Source organism: Rhizobium atlanticum, from assembly GCF_030182485.1.
In the GTDB taxonomy this organism is placed as follows: domain Bacteria; phylum Pseudomonadota; class Alphaproteobacteria; order Rhizobiales; family Rhizobiaceae; genus Rhizobium.
In genome coordinates this window covers 77,170-90,167 of the sequence record NZ_JAQJCJ010000003.1, presented here as the reverse complement: position 1 = coordinate 90,167, position 12,998 = coordinate 77,170, and the positions used below count along the sequence as shown (strand labels likewise).

The following is a 12,998-nucleotide window of genomic DNA, read 5'->3' as shown; positions in this document are numbered from 1 at the left end:
GTTTCTTCCCCTGGCGGGGCCGCGTGCGGCCCGCCATTCCCCGCGCGGCAAGAAATCTTCCTTCCGCCGCCCGGCGCTGCGCTGGGCCGCGGCGTCGGTCGCCGCGGTTCCGGCCGTCTGCCGCCTGGACGGGGATCGCCGTCAGGCCGCGAGAGGCGCGGCGCAAACCGACGGAGACCATTATGAACCTTGACCTTCCCATTGACGACGCCTTCGAGCCCCATCACGGCTCTTCCCCAACCGACCGCTTCATCTACGAGATGCAGATTTATGGCCATCGCCCTTTTCACGACGAACCGGACCCGCGCCCGCTGCCAGAGGAGCCGGTCGTCCAGTCGGCGCTGACCGCCATGTTCGGCGCCCTCTTCGAAATGCTCGGCGACACCCGTCTGGAGCCCGATCTCGAGGATCTCCTATGGTCGACGGTCAATCTCTTCCATCGCGCCGGCGAGCGCATCCAGCGGGAACTTCAGAGCAACGAGGATGGCCAGCGCAATGGCCAGCGCGAGCAGGACGGCTCGGAGGTAAAGAGCGTCGAGCTAGAGCGCCTCCTCGCCGAAGGCATCACGCTGCTGGAGCGCCGCAATGCCTTCGAGTTCATGCGGGACTATGCAGCCGATCTTTTCGAGGCGCAGACCGGTTCGGCCTGGCGGCCGCGCACCGGCTCCAAGGTCAACCACGCCCACGTCACCGCGGCGATGATCGACTCCCGGGACTTCCTGTCTGCACGCCGCCGCGCCGAAACCGAAGTGTTGATCCCCGCCGGCACCAAGATCGCCTTCTCAGGCGGCATGGACTACAACGATCATGAACTGATCTGGGCCAGGCTCGACCAGGCCCACGCCAAACATCCCGACATGGTCCTGCTGCACGGCGGCTCGCCGAAGGGCGCCGAGCGCATCGCCGCCTGCTGGGCCGAGGCCCGCAAGGTTACGCAGATCTCCTTCAAGCCGAACTGGACGAAGTATGCCAAGGCTGCTCCCTTTCGCCGCAACGACGAGCTGCTCTCCGTCATGCCGGCGGGCGTCATTATAGTCCCGGGTTCCGGAATCACCGGCAATCTCGCTGACAAGGCACGCCGTCTCGGCATTCCGGTCTGGGAGATAGCGGAGGATGGCGCGTGAGCGCCATCTCTTCCGGCGGCGGCCCCGATTGCAATTGAGATCGCTTTATAGATTGCACGGGTGCGACCAAGGGCCAGTTCAGGTCGGTGGCGGGTGGAGCCGCCTATCGAGGCCAAAGGCCTCTTGAAACTTCAGCGTATAGGCGTCCGCCGCTATATCGGCCAGAAAAATCAGGTTCCAGCTGTATGGAGAAACGGCGCTCGGGATCGCCACGAAACGGTGGCGTCGAAGCAAATCGTCGCCGAAGTCTTGCTGGCCCGCGCCGGGAATGCCTGGACGAAGCCAGTTGGGATTGGGTACGCTTGCCGGATCGACGACATGAACATCGCCAGCATCGGCAATGACGGCGGCGGTCATGATATGCGCCACGGTGTCGAGCGCGCGGAAACCCTTGTGGACAGCGACCTCGAGGATCGCTGTCGCGGGATCGAGCGAGCAGTAGACTGCGCGAACCCCCTTGCTGTTCCAGCGGCCGCCGACCCTATAGGCGCCTTCCCCGCTATCCCACGTCGGCGCATGGACGGCCTGATCGAGCCGCCACGCGACCAGCTCGGTCCCGCCGAGCGCGACCGGCAAAAGGGTCATGCATAGACGCCATATTCGAGACGATCGAGATGATCCTCGACGAGTTCGACGCCGGCAGGTGTCCCTAGAAGATCGATCGGCCGGCGCTGGTCAAGACCGACCGCTGGACGTTCCAGCCATTGTTCGGCTTCTGCTTGGGATCCGAAGATATCCGTTGCTTTTACCAGGATCTCGGCAAATTTCCATGTACGGCCACTCTGTTCCTGGCTGAGGGGTTTGGAAGGCGTGTCCTTCCGCCGCTGCCATGTGCGAAGGCTCATGCCCACCGCCTTTTCCAGGGACTCGTTCTTGCCAATGACAACGAGCGTGCCGACAAGATGATCGAGCGCTGATGCGGGCAGGCCATGCAGAAGTAGTTCATGAGCGTCGAGTGCGTTGGTCAGGCGACGCGACAGAATGCGCGAGCCGCCGAGCAAGGCTTCGATTTTTTGCAGTTCACCACCGACTGCTGCTGAAGAAGAAGATTTTGCTGCGACGGCGATGATCTTTCTCCTGCGTCACCTGTCGCGAATTATATGTCATATGTCGCCGCCAATTTCAAGGTTTGAGGACGCCGCGTGCCCGCCGGACTGGACTTTGTTTCACCGGCGAGCTGGCTCCACCAACCGCGCCGGAACGGGTGACGATCCCTGGCGCGATGATTGCCGCGGTCTTTTGAAGCCAGATCAGGTCATGACCGGCGCCGTCGCAGTCGGTATGTAGCCTTTGCGGTATTTCCGTCGTGCGAGGCCGAGAAAATGTGCCACGGCTTCCTGTTCGGTCGTGAACACGTCGGTCCTCTCGCTGCCACGCCTGCCGATCCGTCCCCAGCTTCGAACGACCGCAGTCTCGCCGAACAAGGTCGGTCGGATGGCAAGCACGTAATAGCGCGCCATGTTGCGGCTGGCATCGATGCGGCGACAATGGAGGTGGAAAGATATCGGGCTCATGTCGAGAATCTTTCCCGCTGGGACCGGCCCCGTCCAACGAGAGTTTTGAATCCTTCGCATCCGATAGATTCCAGTTTGTGATGTATTGACGCGTCAGGACCTGCAAGCAACATCGGCAAAGCCGGCCCCAGGAGATTGGGCGGCTCCCGGGCACGATGGTTTGGTGTTCGGCGGAGAACGTCGGATCCCCAGCCGGCACTGCTGGGTGTGCCGGTCAAGATCCGGTTTCGGCCTCGGAGCGGCAGCTCCAAACGGCATTTGCACATGGCCCGAGCGTCGATGCGATGGCTGCGTCGATTACGCCGGGCCGACCGATGATTGTACATCTGGTGCGCGCTTTCCCCTTTGTCGTGGCCAGGACCGGCGGGGACTTGAGTGGCGGTGGGGATTTCAAAACCCCCTGGCTCTCTCGCAACGCGCGATACGGGGGCTGCCATGATGGTCTGTCCCGCCTTCGTTCAATCCGGGCCATTCCCGTTCTTTTCTGTCGCCTTTCTAAGGGACCGGCCGCCATCAGCGTCAACCCGCAAGGGGTTCCCCTGCGCTGGCGCTCCGGTGACGCCTGCGGCTCGGCCCCTTCTTCGGGCGCCATCGGGAATGGTCCCGAGCAACCGAAGGAGACATACAATGGCAACCACCATCGCAACCCTGACGCAGAAGACCGACGGAACCTTTGAAGGCATCTTTGCCACCATCCGGGTCAACGCCCCGATCGCAATCGTCCCTAACGCCGGCAAGGCAAGCGAGGAAGCGCCTGACTACCGCATCATCCATCGCAAGACCGGCTTCGAGATCGGCGCCGCCTGGAACCGCATCGCCCGCCAGACCGGCGAGGAATATCTCTCCGTCAAGCTGGAGGCACCTGAGATCGGCGTGATCTTCGGCAACGTCGCCCAGGCTCCTGGCGGTGATCCCGGCAAGAAGGTTATCCTCTGGAACAGCCAGGCCTGAGCTGGGCGGCCGGCCCCGTCACCGGGGCTGGCCGCTCTTGCGCACCAGAGATCAGACGCGGGCACCAAGCCCGCGTCACCTGAAATTGGTGCCATACGGAGAGGAAAGGTCTGCTCAGTCGGTCCGAGGGTGCCATGGCGGCATGAAGGCCTCAAGGACGAGCGGTGCCCCCAATTTTCTCTCCACTCCGGTCCCCTCCGCTCCGACAAAATCGGCACCCCCACTCGCCGGCTCCGCCGGTCGCGTTCCGCGATCCTTGACCCCTCCATCCCGCCATGACCGCGGGCGTCGTTTTTCACAACGTCAAGGAGACGACAATGACCACTTGCATCGACGAAGTCATCGAACTGCTGCGCGGCGAACTGCTAAACGCCGAACCGGCTGAGCGCCGACAGATCGAAAACGAACTCGAGTTGGCGCTGGCCGAACGCGAGGTGATCTGGGCCGAGCAGGATGGCCGCATCAGCGCCGAGCCTCCGTTCTGACGGAGGCTTATCGCCATGTCCGTAAGCCCGCCGGCCGGATCGACCGGCCGCCGGGCTGTCAGGGACTTCATCCCTCGACACTCCCGCCGGCTCACGCCGGAAGTGGTCGCGTCCCCTTCGGAGCCGCGGGTCTCTTCTCTCTCTGACGTCCTATTTTACTCCAGCAACTCCGGCGTCAAGGACGGCGCGGTCTCCCCCAATTTTTCCGCCGCTACGCTGCGACTTCGCTCTGGAAAAATCGGTTCCCCCGCTTGCAAGCCGCGTTCCGCGGTCCTTGACCCCTCTTTGCTCAGGAGTGGCCGATCTCCGTCATCAACGAAGGAGATCACATTATGACAACCGTTCAGGACCTGATGCTTTACACCAGGCTTGCCGGCTTCCGGCTCGTCGTCCTGGCAAACCGTCTTTGCTGCGACAGCGATTTTTCCCGACAACTTCATGATCGGCTTATCGATGGTCTCGAGGCGGCAATTGCCCGGGTCCAGACCATCGCGGTTTTGGAGCGCATGCTTCTTGCCGGGGACGATGAATTTGCCGCCTATCGGCTGGAGGGCGAGATCGCGATTTTCGCATGGACGATCTCGAAATCGATCGCGACACGCATGAATTCCGCGTCAATGGCAGCGACTGGACAAATGCCCTGTCTGCCGATGGCAATGGCGTCGACGTCAACTATCCGGAGCTCATTGCGCTGACCGCAGCCGAGCTCGGCTCGCTTGCACCAATCATCGAGGACATCGCACGGGAAACCGGCATTTTCATAAATGCAGGGCGCGCCATGCAATGCGCCTCGTAGCAGCACTTCATATGCTGAGGAGTGCCAGATTTCGCGCCCTCGGTCCGTATTGTCTCGAAGCGATTTGCCAAATTGCAGCAATGTTGCAAATGCTGTATATCTCAGCAATGCTGCAAGAAGGAAGCTCATATGGCCAAATCAAGCGGGTCCTATTCGACCAGCGATCTCTCGCGTAAGTCAGGCGACATCATCGCCGAGGCGCTACGTCATCCGGTGACCATCACCCAGCGGAATAAGCCGCGCCTCGTTCTCCTCAATATCGAAGATTATCGGCGGCTGATGAGGCAGTCGGATCAGCGCACCGTGGGCACCATTGAGACGATGTCCAATGAACTATTCGCCGAGTTCGAAAAAGCCGTCGAGGCCTTTGCCGACGAAGACGAGGCAGGCCGTTCGTGAGCTACGAACTGATCCAGACCGCCAGCGTCATTCGCTATCCGTATCTATGGGCGCGAGAGGCTGAACGCGGAGAAACGGAAGGACGCAAGGAGCGGCCGGTCGCAGTCGGCGTGAGAATGCCGCGGCCGGACGGCGATCTGGTTCTCTTCTTTCCCATCACCACGAAGCAGCCGGAGGCATCGCGGTTCGCCGCGGAAGTGCCGGCGATCGAAAAGCGCCGTGCCGGCCTCGATGCCGACCGGAGGATTTGGATCATCTTTGATGAGTTCAATACCGACATCGTCGGGAATTCATTCTACCTTGAACCTGAGCCGCCAATCGGCCGCTTCAGCAAGGCCTTTTTCCTGCCGTTGCTGCGTGAATTCATCAGTCGCCGCAAGTCTGCTCAGGAGGTCAGTCGATTTCGCTGACCTTCGCTGGCGATAGCCTTGTCCTCACTGCGCCGGTTTGACGAAACGGTTCGCCTTCGCCGCCCGATCCATCTCCTTGCGCCGGAAATAGATCGCCCGACCGCAGCGGATCGGATTGTGGCCCTGTACGATGATGATCTGTTCATCCTTGCGCATCGCCTGGGTGATCTCATGGGGCAAGATCAGCGGTCGGCGCTGAAAATTGACGCTCTCGGATTTGCGCGTGCCGCCTTTTGCATCCCAGCCAATGTTGCGGGAGCGCCCCTGCACTTCGACGGTCATCTCCCCGCATTGGGCCGAGACATTGCGGGCGGTATCGAGTGCCTTGATTGCAGCATAGGAGGCAAAGGCGCAGCCGTCGATCCATGAGGTGGCGCCGTCTTTTCCGAAGTGCCGCTCCAATTGTCCGACTGACTGGTATAGCAACATCATGCTGATGCCGTATTTGCGACCGCGATCGCGGGCCTCTTCCAGCACCCTCATGTAGCCGAGCAAGTCGACCTCATCGAGAATGAACAGCGCCCGGCGGCTGAAGTCGCCGTCGGCCTGGACCATGGCGTTGACCAGAGAGCCGATGATGACCCGCGCAATACCGGGATAAGAGCGCAGGATTGAAGCCGGTATATTGAGGAACACGTCTTTCCTGCCAGCAACGATATCGCTCGGCCTGAAGACATCGCCGCAGACGAGAGCGGCGTAACTGTCCAATGACAGCCATTGCGTATCCTTCGAGGCCGTCGAATAGACACCGGAAAAGGTCTGTTCGGTCATGTTGGTGAAGACGCCGAGCGTTTCCCGGATAAAAGTAGATTTGGAATGTTCCTGAATGTCGCGCAGCATCGCAAGCACCGACGGCTCCGGCTCGGAGACGATCTGGCGCAGACTGCGCAGGTTTCTCCGGCCGGCATATTCCGGCGACAGCATGACATGGGCGAGCAGGCCAGTCAGAAGGTTGTGCGCCTGGTTCTGAAAGTAGGACCCTGTCGAGGATTCGAAGCGCAGGCTCTCGGAGAGGAGCATATGAGCAATGCCGACGATTTCCTCCTCTTTGCGCCGAGAATGCTCAATACCATCCAGGACATTGAAGCCGTTGATCGGGTTGTTCGGGTCGAGCACCATTACCTCACGCCCAAGTACTTGCGTGCGGTGTTCGGTCACCATCGGCGCGACTTCGGTGGAGGGATCAAGGCAGATGAGAGGACCTGTATACCGCAGCGCGGTCGGCAGGACATTGCTCGTCGTTTTGTAGCCTCCCGATCCTGCGAAAAACAGCATGTGGGTGGAATCGAAGTCCTGGCTGTAGGTGAGAAGCGGCGCCTTGCCGCCTTGTCCCCAGGTGCGGTGATCGTTCGGGTCGAAGGGCAACTGATGGACGATCTCCTTGTCAACGCGGTAGCGCTCACCGACGACGATCTCGCCGTTCGGCGGAAAGAGCTTTGCCGCTGCCGACATCGAAAGCCAATCGGCATCGCCGAAGGCTCCGCCCTTCACTCTTTTGACGGCCTCGGACACGACGACGGAGATCCGGGCGGCGACTGCAACCGCCATGAACCCCATGACCGCGCCGATGACAGCAACGAGATCGAGATACGAGAGAGCCCGATTCCATGAAACGGCGCCGGCCTGCACGAAAGGGGCGAGCCGGCTATATTCCCGCAGCGCGTAAAAGCCGATCATGATCAGAAAGCAGGCCAGACTTGCCATTGCCACAGGTCTTCGCAGGTGCAAGGGCAACGCCCAAACGGTCAATAACCCAGCGAGCGGCCCGAACAAAAGTGCGGGCATAGGCGCTGCGCGCAGGAACCAGTATTCGGTCCTGCCAGACAGGCCATGCGCCAGGATCGGCCATCGCCAGTTGACGACGTAGGCACTGATCGCAGTGACGACGAACGGCACCAGGACGCAGAGCAGGCTTGGATGCAATCTTCTTTTGGACGTCATTCCAGTGGTTCCGCAGAATGCGAAGATGAGCTATCGGACGACGGAGCCCTGAATGCCTCTTCGCCGATATCTCGCAGCCGCCGATGCTCGGGTGAGCCCGGCATCACGCCTGCCAATTGGATCAATCCACCAAGCAGGAACGCTCGATCGGTCCTGGTCAGGCCGGCTTTCAAGACAAGGCCGCCAAGAAGAAATTTCTCGCGCGCTTCCTTCTTACGGTCAGCCGTCATGTGAAACCTCAGCCTGCGCTCCAGCGCCACGATCTGGCGGTCGATGCATTTGAGGAGCCTGGATCGCACGTTCATTCTTCTCACCTTTGCGAAATCGAGCCGCGATCTCTTCGAAGATCCGGTCGATCTCCTCATCCGCGATCTCCAGTTCCGCCAGCCCCGACTTCGTTGCGGCACGAGCGAAGCGTTCGGCCGATCTGGCGATCAGAGTTCTTCTGCGCTCTCGTAGTTTTTCGATCTGGGCGTCGAGGTCCAATATCGATGGTCTGTTGGCCATTGGGGTCCGTCCTTCCTGATATCGTTGCGTCGGCACGGCGATTATACTAGCTAGAATAAAATAGTTAAATAGTCTATTTTGGACAGACGCGAACCTCCCAGCCCGAATTGCAGCTCATCGCCGTGTTCCGGAAAAGCGGCATCGGTCTTGTCAGCCCGATCGGTTCGAGGGCGCAATATACGTCGCTGACGCGACGTGCCTGGAAGATCTGGAGCCATCAGTGGCGATCATGTTCGTCAGAGCGCAGGTGATCAGCAGGGGAGCGGGACGCAGCGTCGTCTCGGCCGCCGCCTATCGCCACCGCGCCCGGATGATGGACGAACAGGCCGGCACCTCCTTCAGCTATCGGGGCGGGGCTTCCGAGCTGATGCATGAGGAATTGGCGCTGCCGGAGCAGATCCCGGCATGGCTGCGCGATGCGATCGATGGCCAGTCGGTCGCCGGCGCCAGCGAGGCGCTCTGGAACGCCGTCGACGCTTTCGAGAGCAGGGCCGATGGGCAGCTCGCCCGCGAGCTGATCATCGCGCTGCCGGAGGAACTGACCAGGGCGGAGAACATCGCGCTGGTGCGCGAGTTCGTCCGCGACAATCTCACCTCGAGGGGGATGATTGCCGATTGGGTCTATCACGACAAGGATTGCAATCCGCATATCCACCTGATGACGACGCTGAGGCCTCTGACGGAGGAGGGGTTCGGAGCAAAGAAGGTTCCTGTTCTGGGCGAGGATGGCGCGCCGCTGCGTGTCGCCACGCCGGATCGACCGAACGGCAAGATCGTCTATAGGGTCTGGGCCGGCGACAAGGAAACCTTGAAGGCCTGGAAGATCGCCTGGGCGGAAACGGCCAACCGGCATCTGGCGCTCGCCGGTCATGAGATCCGGCTCGACGGCCGCTCCTATGCCGAACAGGGGTTGGACGGCATCGCGCAAAAACATCTCGGACCGGAGAAGGCAGCCCTCGCGCGCAAGGGCAGGGAGCTCTATTTCGCACCGGCCGATCTCGCCCGCCGCCACGAGATGGCCGACCGGCTGCTGGCAGAGCCGGAGCTTTTGCTGAAGCAGCTCGGCAATGAGCGCTCCACCTTCGACGAGAGGGATATCGCCAAGGCGCTGCACCGCTATGTCGATGATCCCGAAGACTTCGCCAACATTCGCGCCCGGCTGATGGCGTCGGATGAACTTGTGATGCTGAAGCCGCAGGAGATCGATGCAGAAACGCTTAAGGTCACAGACCCGGCAGTCTTCACCACTCGGGCGATGCTGCGCATCGAATACGACATGGCGCGGTCGGCGCGGGTTCTGTCGGAGCAAAAAGGCTATGGGGTATCGGCTCGGCAGGTCGATACGGCGATCGAGCGCGTCGAGAGCGGCGATCCACAAAAGCCGTTCAAGCTCGACGCGGAGCAGGTCGATGCGATCCGTCATGTCACCGGCGACAGCGGTATTGCGGCTGTTGTCGGCCTTGCCGGCGCCGGCAAATCGACGCTGCTGGCGGCAGCCCGCCTTGCCTGGGAAGGCGAGGGGCGCCGGGTGATCGGTGCCGCCGTTGCCGGCAAGGCGGCAGAAGGCCTGGAAGACAGTTCCGGCATCAAGTCACGAACACTCGCCGCCTGGGAGATGGCCTGGGCGAATGGGCGCGACACGCTCCATCGCGGTGATGTGCTCGTCATCGACGAAGCCGGCATGGTGGCCTCGCAGCAGATGGCCCGTGTGCTTGACATCGTCGAGGAGGCGGGCGCGAAAGTCGTCCTCGTCGGCGACGCCATGCAGCTACAGCCAATCCAGGCGGGCGCAGCCTTTCGGGCGATCAGCGACCGCATCGGTTTTGCCGAGCTTGCCGGCGTGCGCCGCCAGCATGAAGAATGGGCGCGCCAGGCCTCGCGGCTCTTTGCCCGCGGCGAGATCGAGAAAGGTCTCGACGTTTATGCCCGGCATGGCCATCTTGCCGAGGCGGGCACGCGCGCGGAAACGATCGACCGGATTGTGGCCGACTGGACCGAGGCGCGCAGAGAGGCAATCGTTCGATCCGTTTCCGAGGGCAGGGATGGTCGGCTGCGCGGCGACGAACTGCTCGTGCTTGCCCACACCAATGACGATGTCGGCAAGCTGAACGAGGCGCTGCGTCAGGTGATGGCAGGCGAGGGTGCGCTTTCCGACAGCCGCACCTTCCAGACGGCACGCGGGGCGCGGGAGTTCGCCGTCGGCGATCGCATCATCTTTTTGGAGAACGCCCGCTTCCTCGAGCCGCGGGCCAGGAGTTATGGTCCGCAATATGTCAAGAACGGCATGCTCGGAACCGTCATCTCCACCGGTGACAAACGTGGCGAAGTGCTGATGTCGGTTCGTCTCGACAACGGCCATAAAGTCGTCTTCAGCGAAGACAGCTATCGCAATGTCGATCACGGCTATGCCGCAACGATCCACAAAGCCCAGGGCACCACCGTCGAGCGCACCTTGGTGCTTGCCACCGGCATGATGGACCAACACCTGACCTATGTAGCGATGACGAGGCATCGCGATCGCGTCGATCTTTATGCGGCAAGCGAGGATTTTGAGCCAAGACCGGAATGGGGACGCAAACCGCGTGTCGATCATGCCGCCGGCGTGACCGGCGAGCTTGTCGAAACCGGAGAGGCCAAATTCCGGCCTGATGATGAGGATGCCGACGACAGCCCCTATGCCGATGTCAGGACCGATGATGGAACCGTCCATCGGCTGTGGGGCGTGAGCCTGCCGAAGGCGCTCGAAGAGGGTGGCATCGCAGAAGGCGACACCGTCACGCTGCGCAAGGACGGCGTGGAACGGGTCAAGGTCCAGATTGCCGTTGTCGATGAAGAGACCGGTCAGAAGCGTTACGAGGAGCGGGAGGTCGACCGCAACGTCTGGACGGCGAGGCAGATCGAAACCGCCGAAGCCAGACAGGACCGCATCGAGCGGGAAAGCCATCGGCCGGATCTGTTCAATCAGCTCGTCGAGCGGCTGTCGCGCTCCGGCGCCAAGACGACGACGCTCGATTTTGAGAGCGAGGCCGGCTATCGGGCCCATGCAGAGGACTTCGCCCGCCGCCGCGGGCTCGATCATCTCTCGCTGGCCGCGGCCGAGATCGAGGGGAACATCTCGCGGCGCTTTGCCTGGATTGCCGCAAAGCGGGAGCAGGTGGAAAAGCTCTGGGAACGGGCCAGCATGGCGCTCGGCTTTGCAATCGAGCGGGAACGGCGCGTCTCCTACAGCGAGGTGAGAACTGGACCTGACACCGGCTCGGGCGCAAACGCCGACAAAGCCCATTATCTGATCCCGCCGACCACCGACTTCACCAGAAGCCTCAATGAAGATGCGCGGCTGGCGCAGCTTTCCTCGCCACGGTGGAAGGATCGGGAAGCGATCCTGCGACCGGTGCTGGAGAAAATCTACCGAGATCCGGATGGCGCACTTGTCGCCTTGAATGCGCTTGCTTCAGATACCGGCATCGAACCCCGCGGGCTCGCCGACGACCTTGCCGTGAGCCCCGATCGGCTTGGCCGCCTGCGCGGCTCCGACTTGATCATCGACGGACGCGCAGCGCGTGAGGAGCGGAATGTCGCCTTGGCGGCTGTGACAGAATTGCTTCCCCTGGCCCGCGCCCATGCAACCGAGTTTCGCAGGAACGCTGAACGGTTCGAGCTCAATGAGCAGGCGCGTCGTTCGCATATGTCATTGTCGATCCCGGCGCTTTCCGAAGGCGCGATGGCGCGTCTCATGGAGACCGAGGCGGTTCGCAGTCAAGGCGGGGACGATGCCTACAAGACAGCCTTTGCGCTTGCCGCGAAGGACCGCTCGGTTGTGCAGGAGATCAAGGCGGTCAGCGAAGCATTGTCTGCCCGCTTCGGCTGGAGCGCATTCACGGCAAAGGCGGATGCGATTGCTGAACGCAACATCGCCGAGCGCATGCCGGACGATCTGATGGCCGGCGAGCGCGAGAAGCTGACCAGCCTGTTCGAAGCCGTCAAGCGTTTTGCCGAGGCGCAGCAACTGGCCGAGCGTCAGGACCGCTCGAGGGTCGTCGCGCCTGCCAGTGCTGGTCCTGACCAGGAGCAAGACAGGGGGCGAGGCAAGGAGAATGTAACCGTGCTGCCGATGCTTGCCGTCGTCACCGAGTTCAAGAGTGCAGTCGACGACGAGGCGCGAACGCGAACTCTCGCCGCTCCCCTTTACCGTCAGCAGCGTGCGGCGCTGGCGAACGCGGCAAGAACGATCTGGCGCGATCCGGCAGGAGCTGTCGGCAAGATCGAGGAACTGCTTGCAAAAGGCTTTGCTGCCGATCGCATCGCTGCTGCGGTGAGCAATGATCCGGCCGCTTATGGCGCGTTGCGCGGCTCGGGCCGTCTGATGGACCGGATGCTGGCTTCCGGTCGGGAGCGCAAAGAGGCGGTGCAGGCCGTGCCGGAAGCAACCGCGCGGCTGCGCTCTCTCGGGAGCGCCTATGCCAATATCTTCGATGCAGAGCGTCAGGGCATCAAGGCAGAGCGGGAGCGCATGGCGGTTGCTATTCCTGGCCTGTCAAAAGCGGCGGAAGAGGCGCTCACACGGCTGACCGCTGAGACGAGGAACAAAAGCCGTCAGCAAGACGCATCGCCTGCCCCTGTCGATCCGGACACCCGACGGGAGTTCGCCGTCGTCAGCAAAGCGCTTGACGAGCGCTTCGGGCGCAATGCCATCATCCGCGGCGACAAGGATCTCATCAACCACGTGCCAGAGGCGCAGCGCCAAGCCTTTGCGGCGATGCAGGAAAGGTTAAAGGTCCTGCAGCAGGCAGTCCGCGCGGACAGCAGTCAGCAGGTCCTTGCGGAACGGCGCAATCGTACTGTCAACCGCGGCCGCGGGATTGATCTTTGAA

General features: G+C 61.9%; 12 protein-coding genes and 1 pseudogene. 7 read left to right on the top strand and 6 right to left on the bottom strand.

Going from position 1 to position 12,998, the window contains the following annotated elements; genetic code table 11:
• Positions 1-182 precede the first annotated feature (182 nt).
• Positions 183-1,124, top strand: a complete 942-nt coding sequence (locus PH551_RS05635) for a DUF2493 domain-containing protein (RefSeq protein ID WP_285192201.1) — start codon at positions 183-185, stop codon at positions 1,122-1,124.
• A 78-nt stretch (positions 1,125-1,202) separates the two neighbouring features.
• Here PH551_RS05635 and PH551_RS05630 read toward each other — a convergent pair whose 3' ends face one another.
• The 3 genes from PH551_RS05630 to PH551_RS05620 all read right to left on the bottom strand — a co-directional run bounded on the left by PH551_RS05630 (position 1,203) and on the right by PH551_RS05620 (position 2,638).
• Positions 1,203-1,709, bottom strand: a complete 507-nt coding sequence (locus PH551_RS05630) for an RES family NAD+ phosphorylase (RefSeq protein WP_285192200.1) — start codon at positions 1,707-1,709, stop codon at positions 1,203-1,205.
• Positions 1,706-2,191 (bottom strand): type II RES/Xre toxin-antitoxin system antitoxin, encoded by a 486-nt coding sequence (parS, locus tag PH551_RS05625; RefSeq protein ID WP_285192455.1) that lies wholly within the window; start codon positions 2,189-2,191, stop codon positions 1,706-1,708. The genes PH551_RS05630 and parS overlap by 4 nt, the downstream gene beginning before the upstream one ends.
• Before the next feature lie 183 nt (positions 2,192-2,374).
• The gene (locus PH551_RS05620; RefSeq protein WP_285192199.1) at positions 2,375-2,638 is read right to left on the bottom strand and encodes a WGR domain-containing protein; all 264 of its coding nucleotides are present in this window, start codon (positions 2,636-2,638) and stop codon (positions 2,375-2,377) included.
• 627 nt (positions 2,639-3,265) lie between these two features.
• Between PH551_RS05620 and PH551_RS05615 the strand changes: the two genes are divergently transcribed.
• The 5 genes and pseudogenes from PH551_RS05615 (at position 3,266) to PH551_RS05595 (ending at position 5,679) form a co-directional block, all read left to right on the top strand.
• Positions 3,266-3,589: a DUF736 domain-containing protein gene (locus PH551_RS05615; protein ID WP_285192198.1), complete on the top strand. Its 324-nt coding sequence runs from the start codon at positions 3,266-3,268 to the stop codon at positions 3,587-3,589.
• 317 nt (positions 3,590-3,906) lie between these two features.
• A complete protein-coding gene (locus PH551_RS05610) occupies positions 3,907-4,074 on the top strand; it encodes a hypothetical protein (protein WP_285192197.1) in 168 nt (55 codons plus the stop codon).
• A 332-nt stretch (positions 4,075-4,406) separates the two neighbouring features.
• Positions 4,407-4,870, top strand: a pseudogene (locus PH551_RS05605) (hypothetical protein).
• Positions 4,871-4,999: 129 nt separating this feature from the next.
• On the top strand, positions 5,000-5,269 hold the full coding sequence (locus PH551_RS05600) for a type II toxin-antitoxin system prevent-host-death family antitoxin (protein WP_285192196.1): 270 nt from the start codon (positions 5,000-5,002) through the stop codon (positions 5,267-5,269).
• Complete coding sequence (locus tag PH551_RS05595) at positions 5,266-5,679, top strand: hypothetical protein (RefSeq protein ID WP_285192195.1); 414 nt, start codon at positions 5,266-5,268, stop codon at positions 5,677-5,679. Before PH551_RS05600 ends, PH551_RS05595 begins: the two co-directional genes overlap by 4 nt.
• 24 nt (positions 5,680-5,703) lie before the next feature.
• Here the strand turns inward: PH551_RS05595 and traG are convergent, their stop codons facing one another.
• The 3 genes from traG to PH551_RS05580 are packed head-to-tail and all read right to left on the bottom strand — an operon-like array spanning position 5,704 to position 8,127.
• Positions 5,704-7,620, bottom strand: coding sequence for a Ti-type conjugative transfer system protein TraG (gene traG, locus PH551_RS05590; protein WP_285192194.1), 1,917 nt, complete (start codon positions 7,618-7,620; stop codon positions 5,704-5,706).
• Positions 7,617-7,850 carry a conjugal transfer protein TraD gene (locus PH551_RS05585; RefSeq protein ID WP_285192193.1) on the bottom strand — a complete coding sequence of 78 codons (234 nt, stop codon included), beginning with the start codon at positions 7,848-7,850 and terminating at the stop codon, positions 7,617-7,619. Before PH551_RS05585 ends, traG begins: the two co-directional genes overlap by 4 nt.
• On the bottom strand, positions 7,840-8,127 hold the full coding sequence (locus PH551_RS05580; protein WP_285192454.1) for a TraC family protein: 288 nt from the start codon (positions 8,125-8,127) through the stop codon (positions 7,840-7,842). Before PH551_RS05580 ends, PH551_RS05585 begins: the two co-directional genes overlap by 11 nt.
• A 220-nt stretch (positions 8,128-8,347) precedes the next feature.
• On the opposite strand from PH551_RS05580, the gene traA reads away from it, so the two are divergent.
• Positions 8,348-12,997: a Ti-type conjugative transfer relaxase TraA gene (gene traA, locus PH551_RS05575; protein WP_285192192.1), complete on the top strand. Its 4,650-nt coding sequence runs from the start codon at positions 8,348-8,350 to the stop codon at positions 12,995-12,997.
• Position 12,998: the final 1 nt, after the last annotated feature.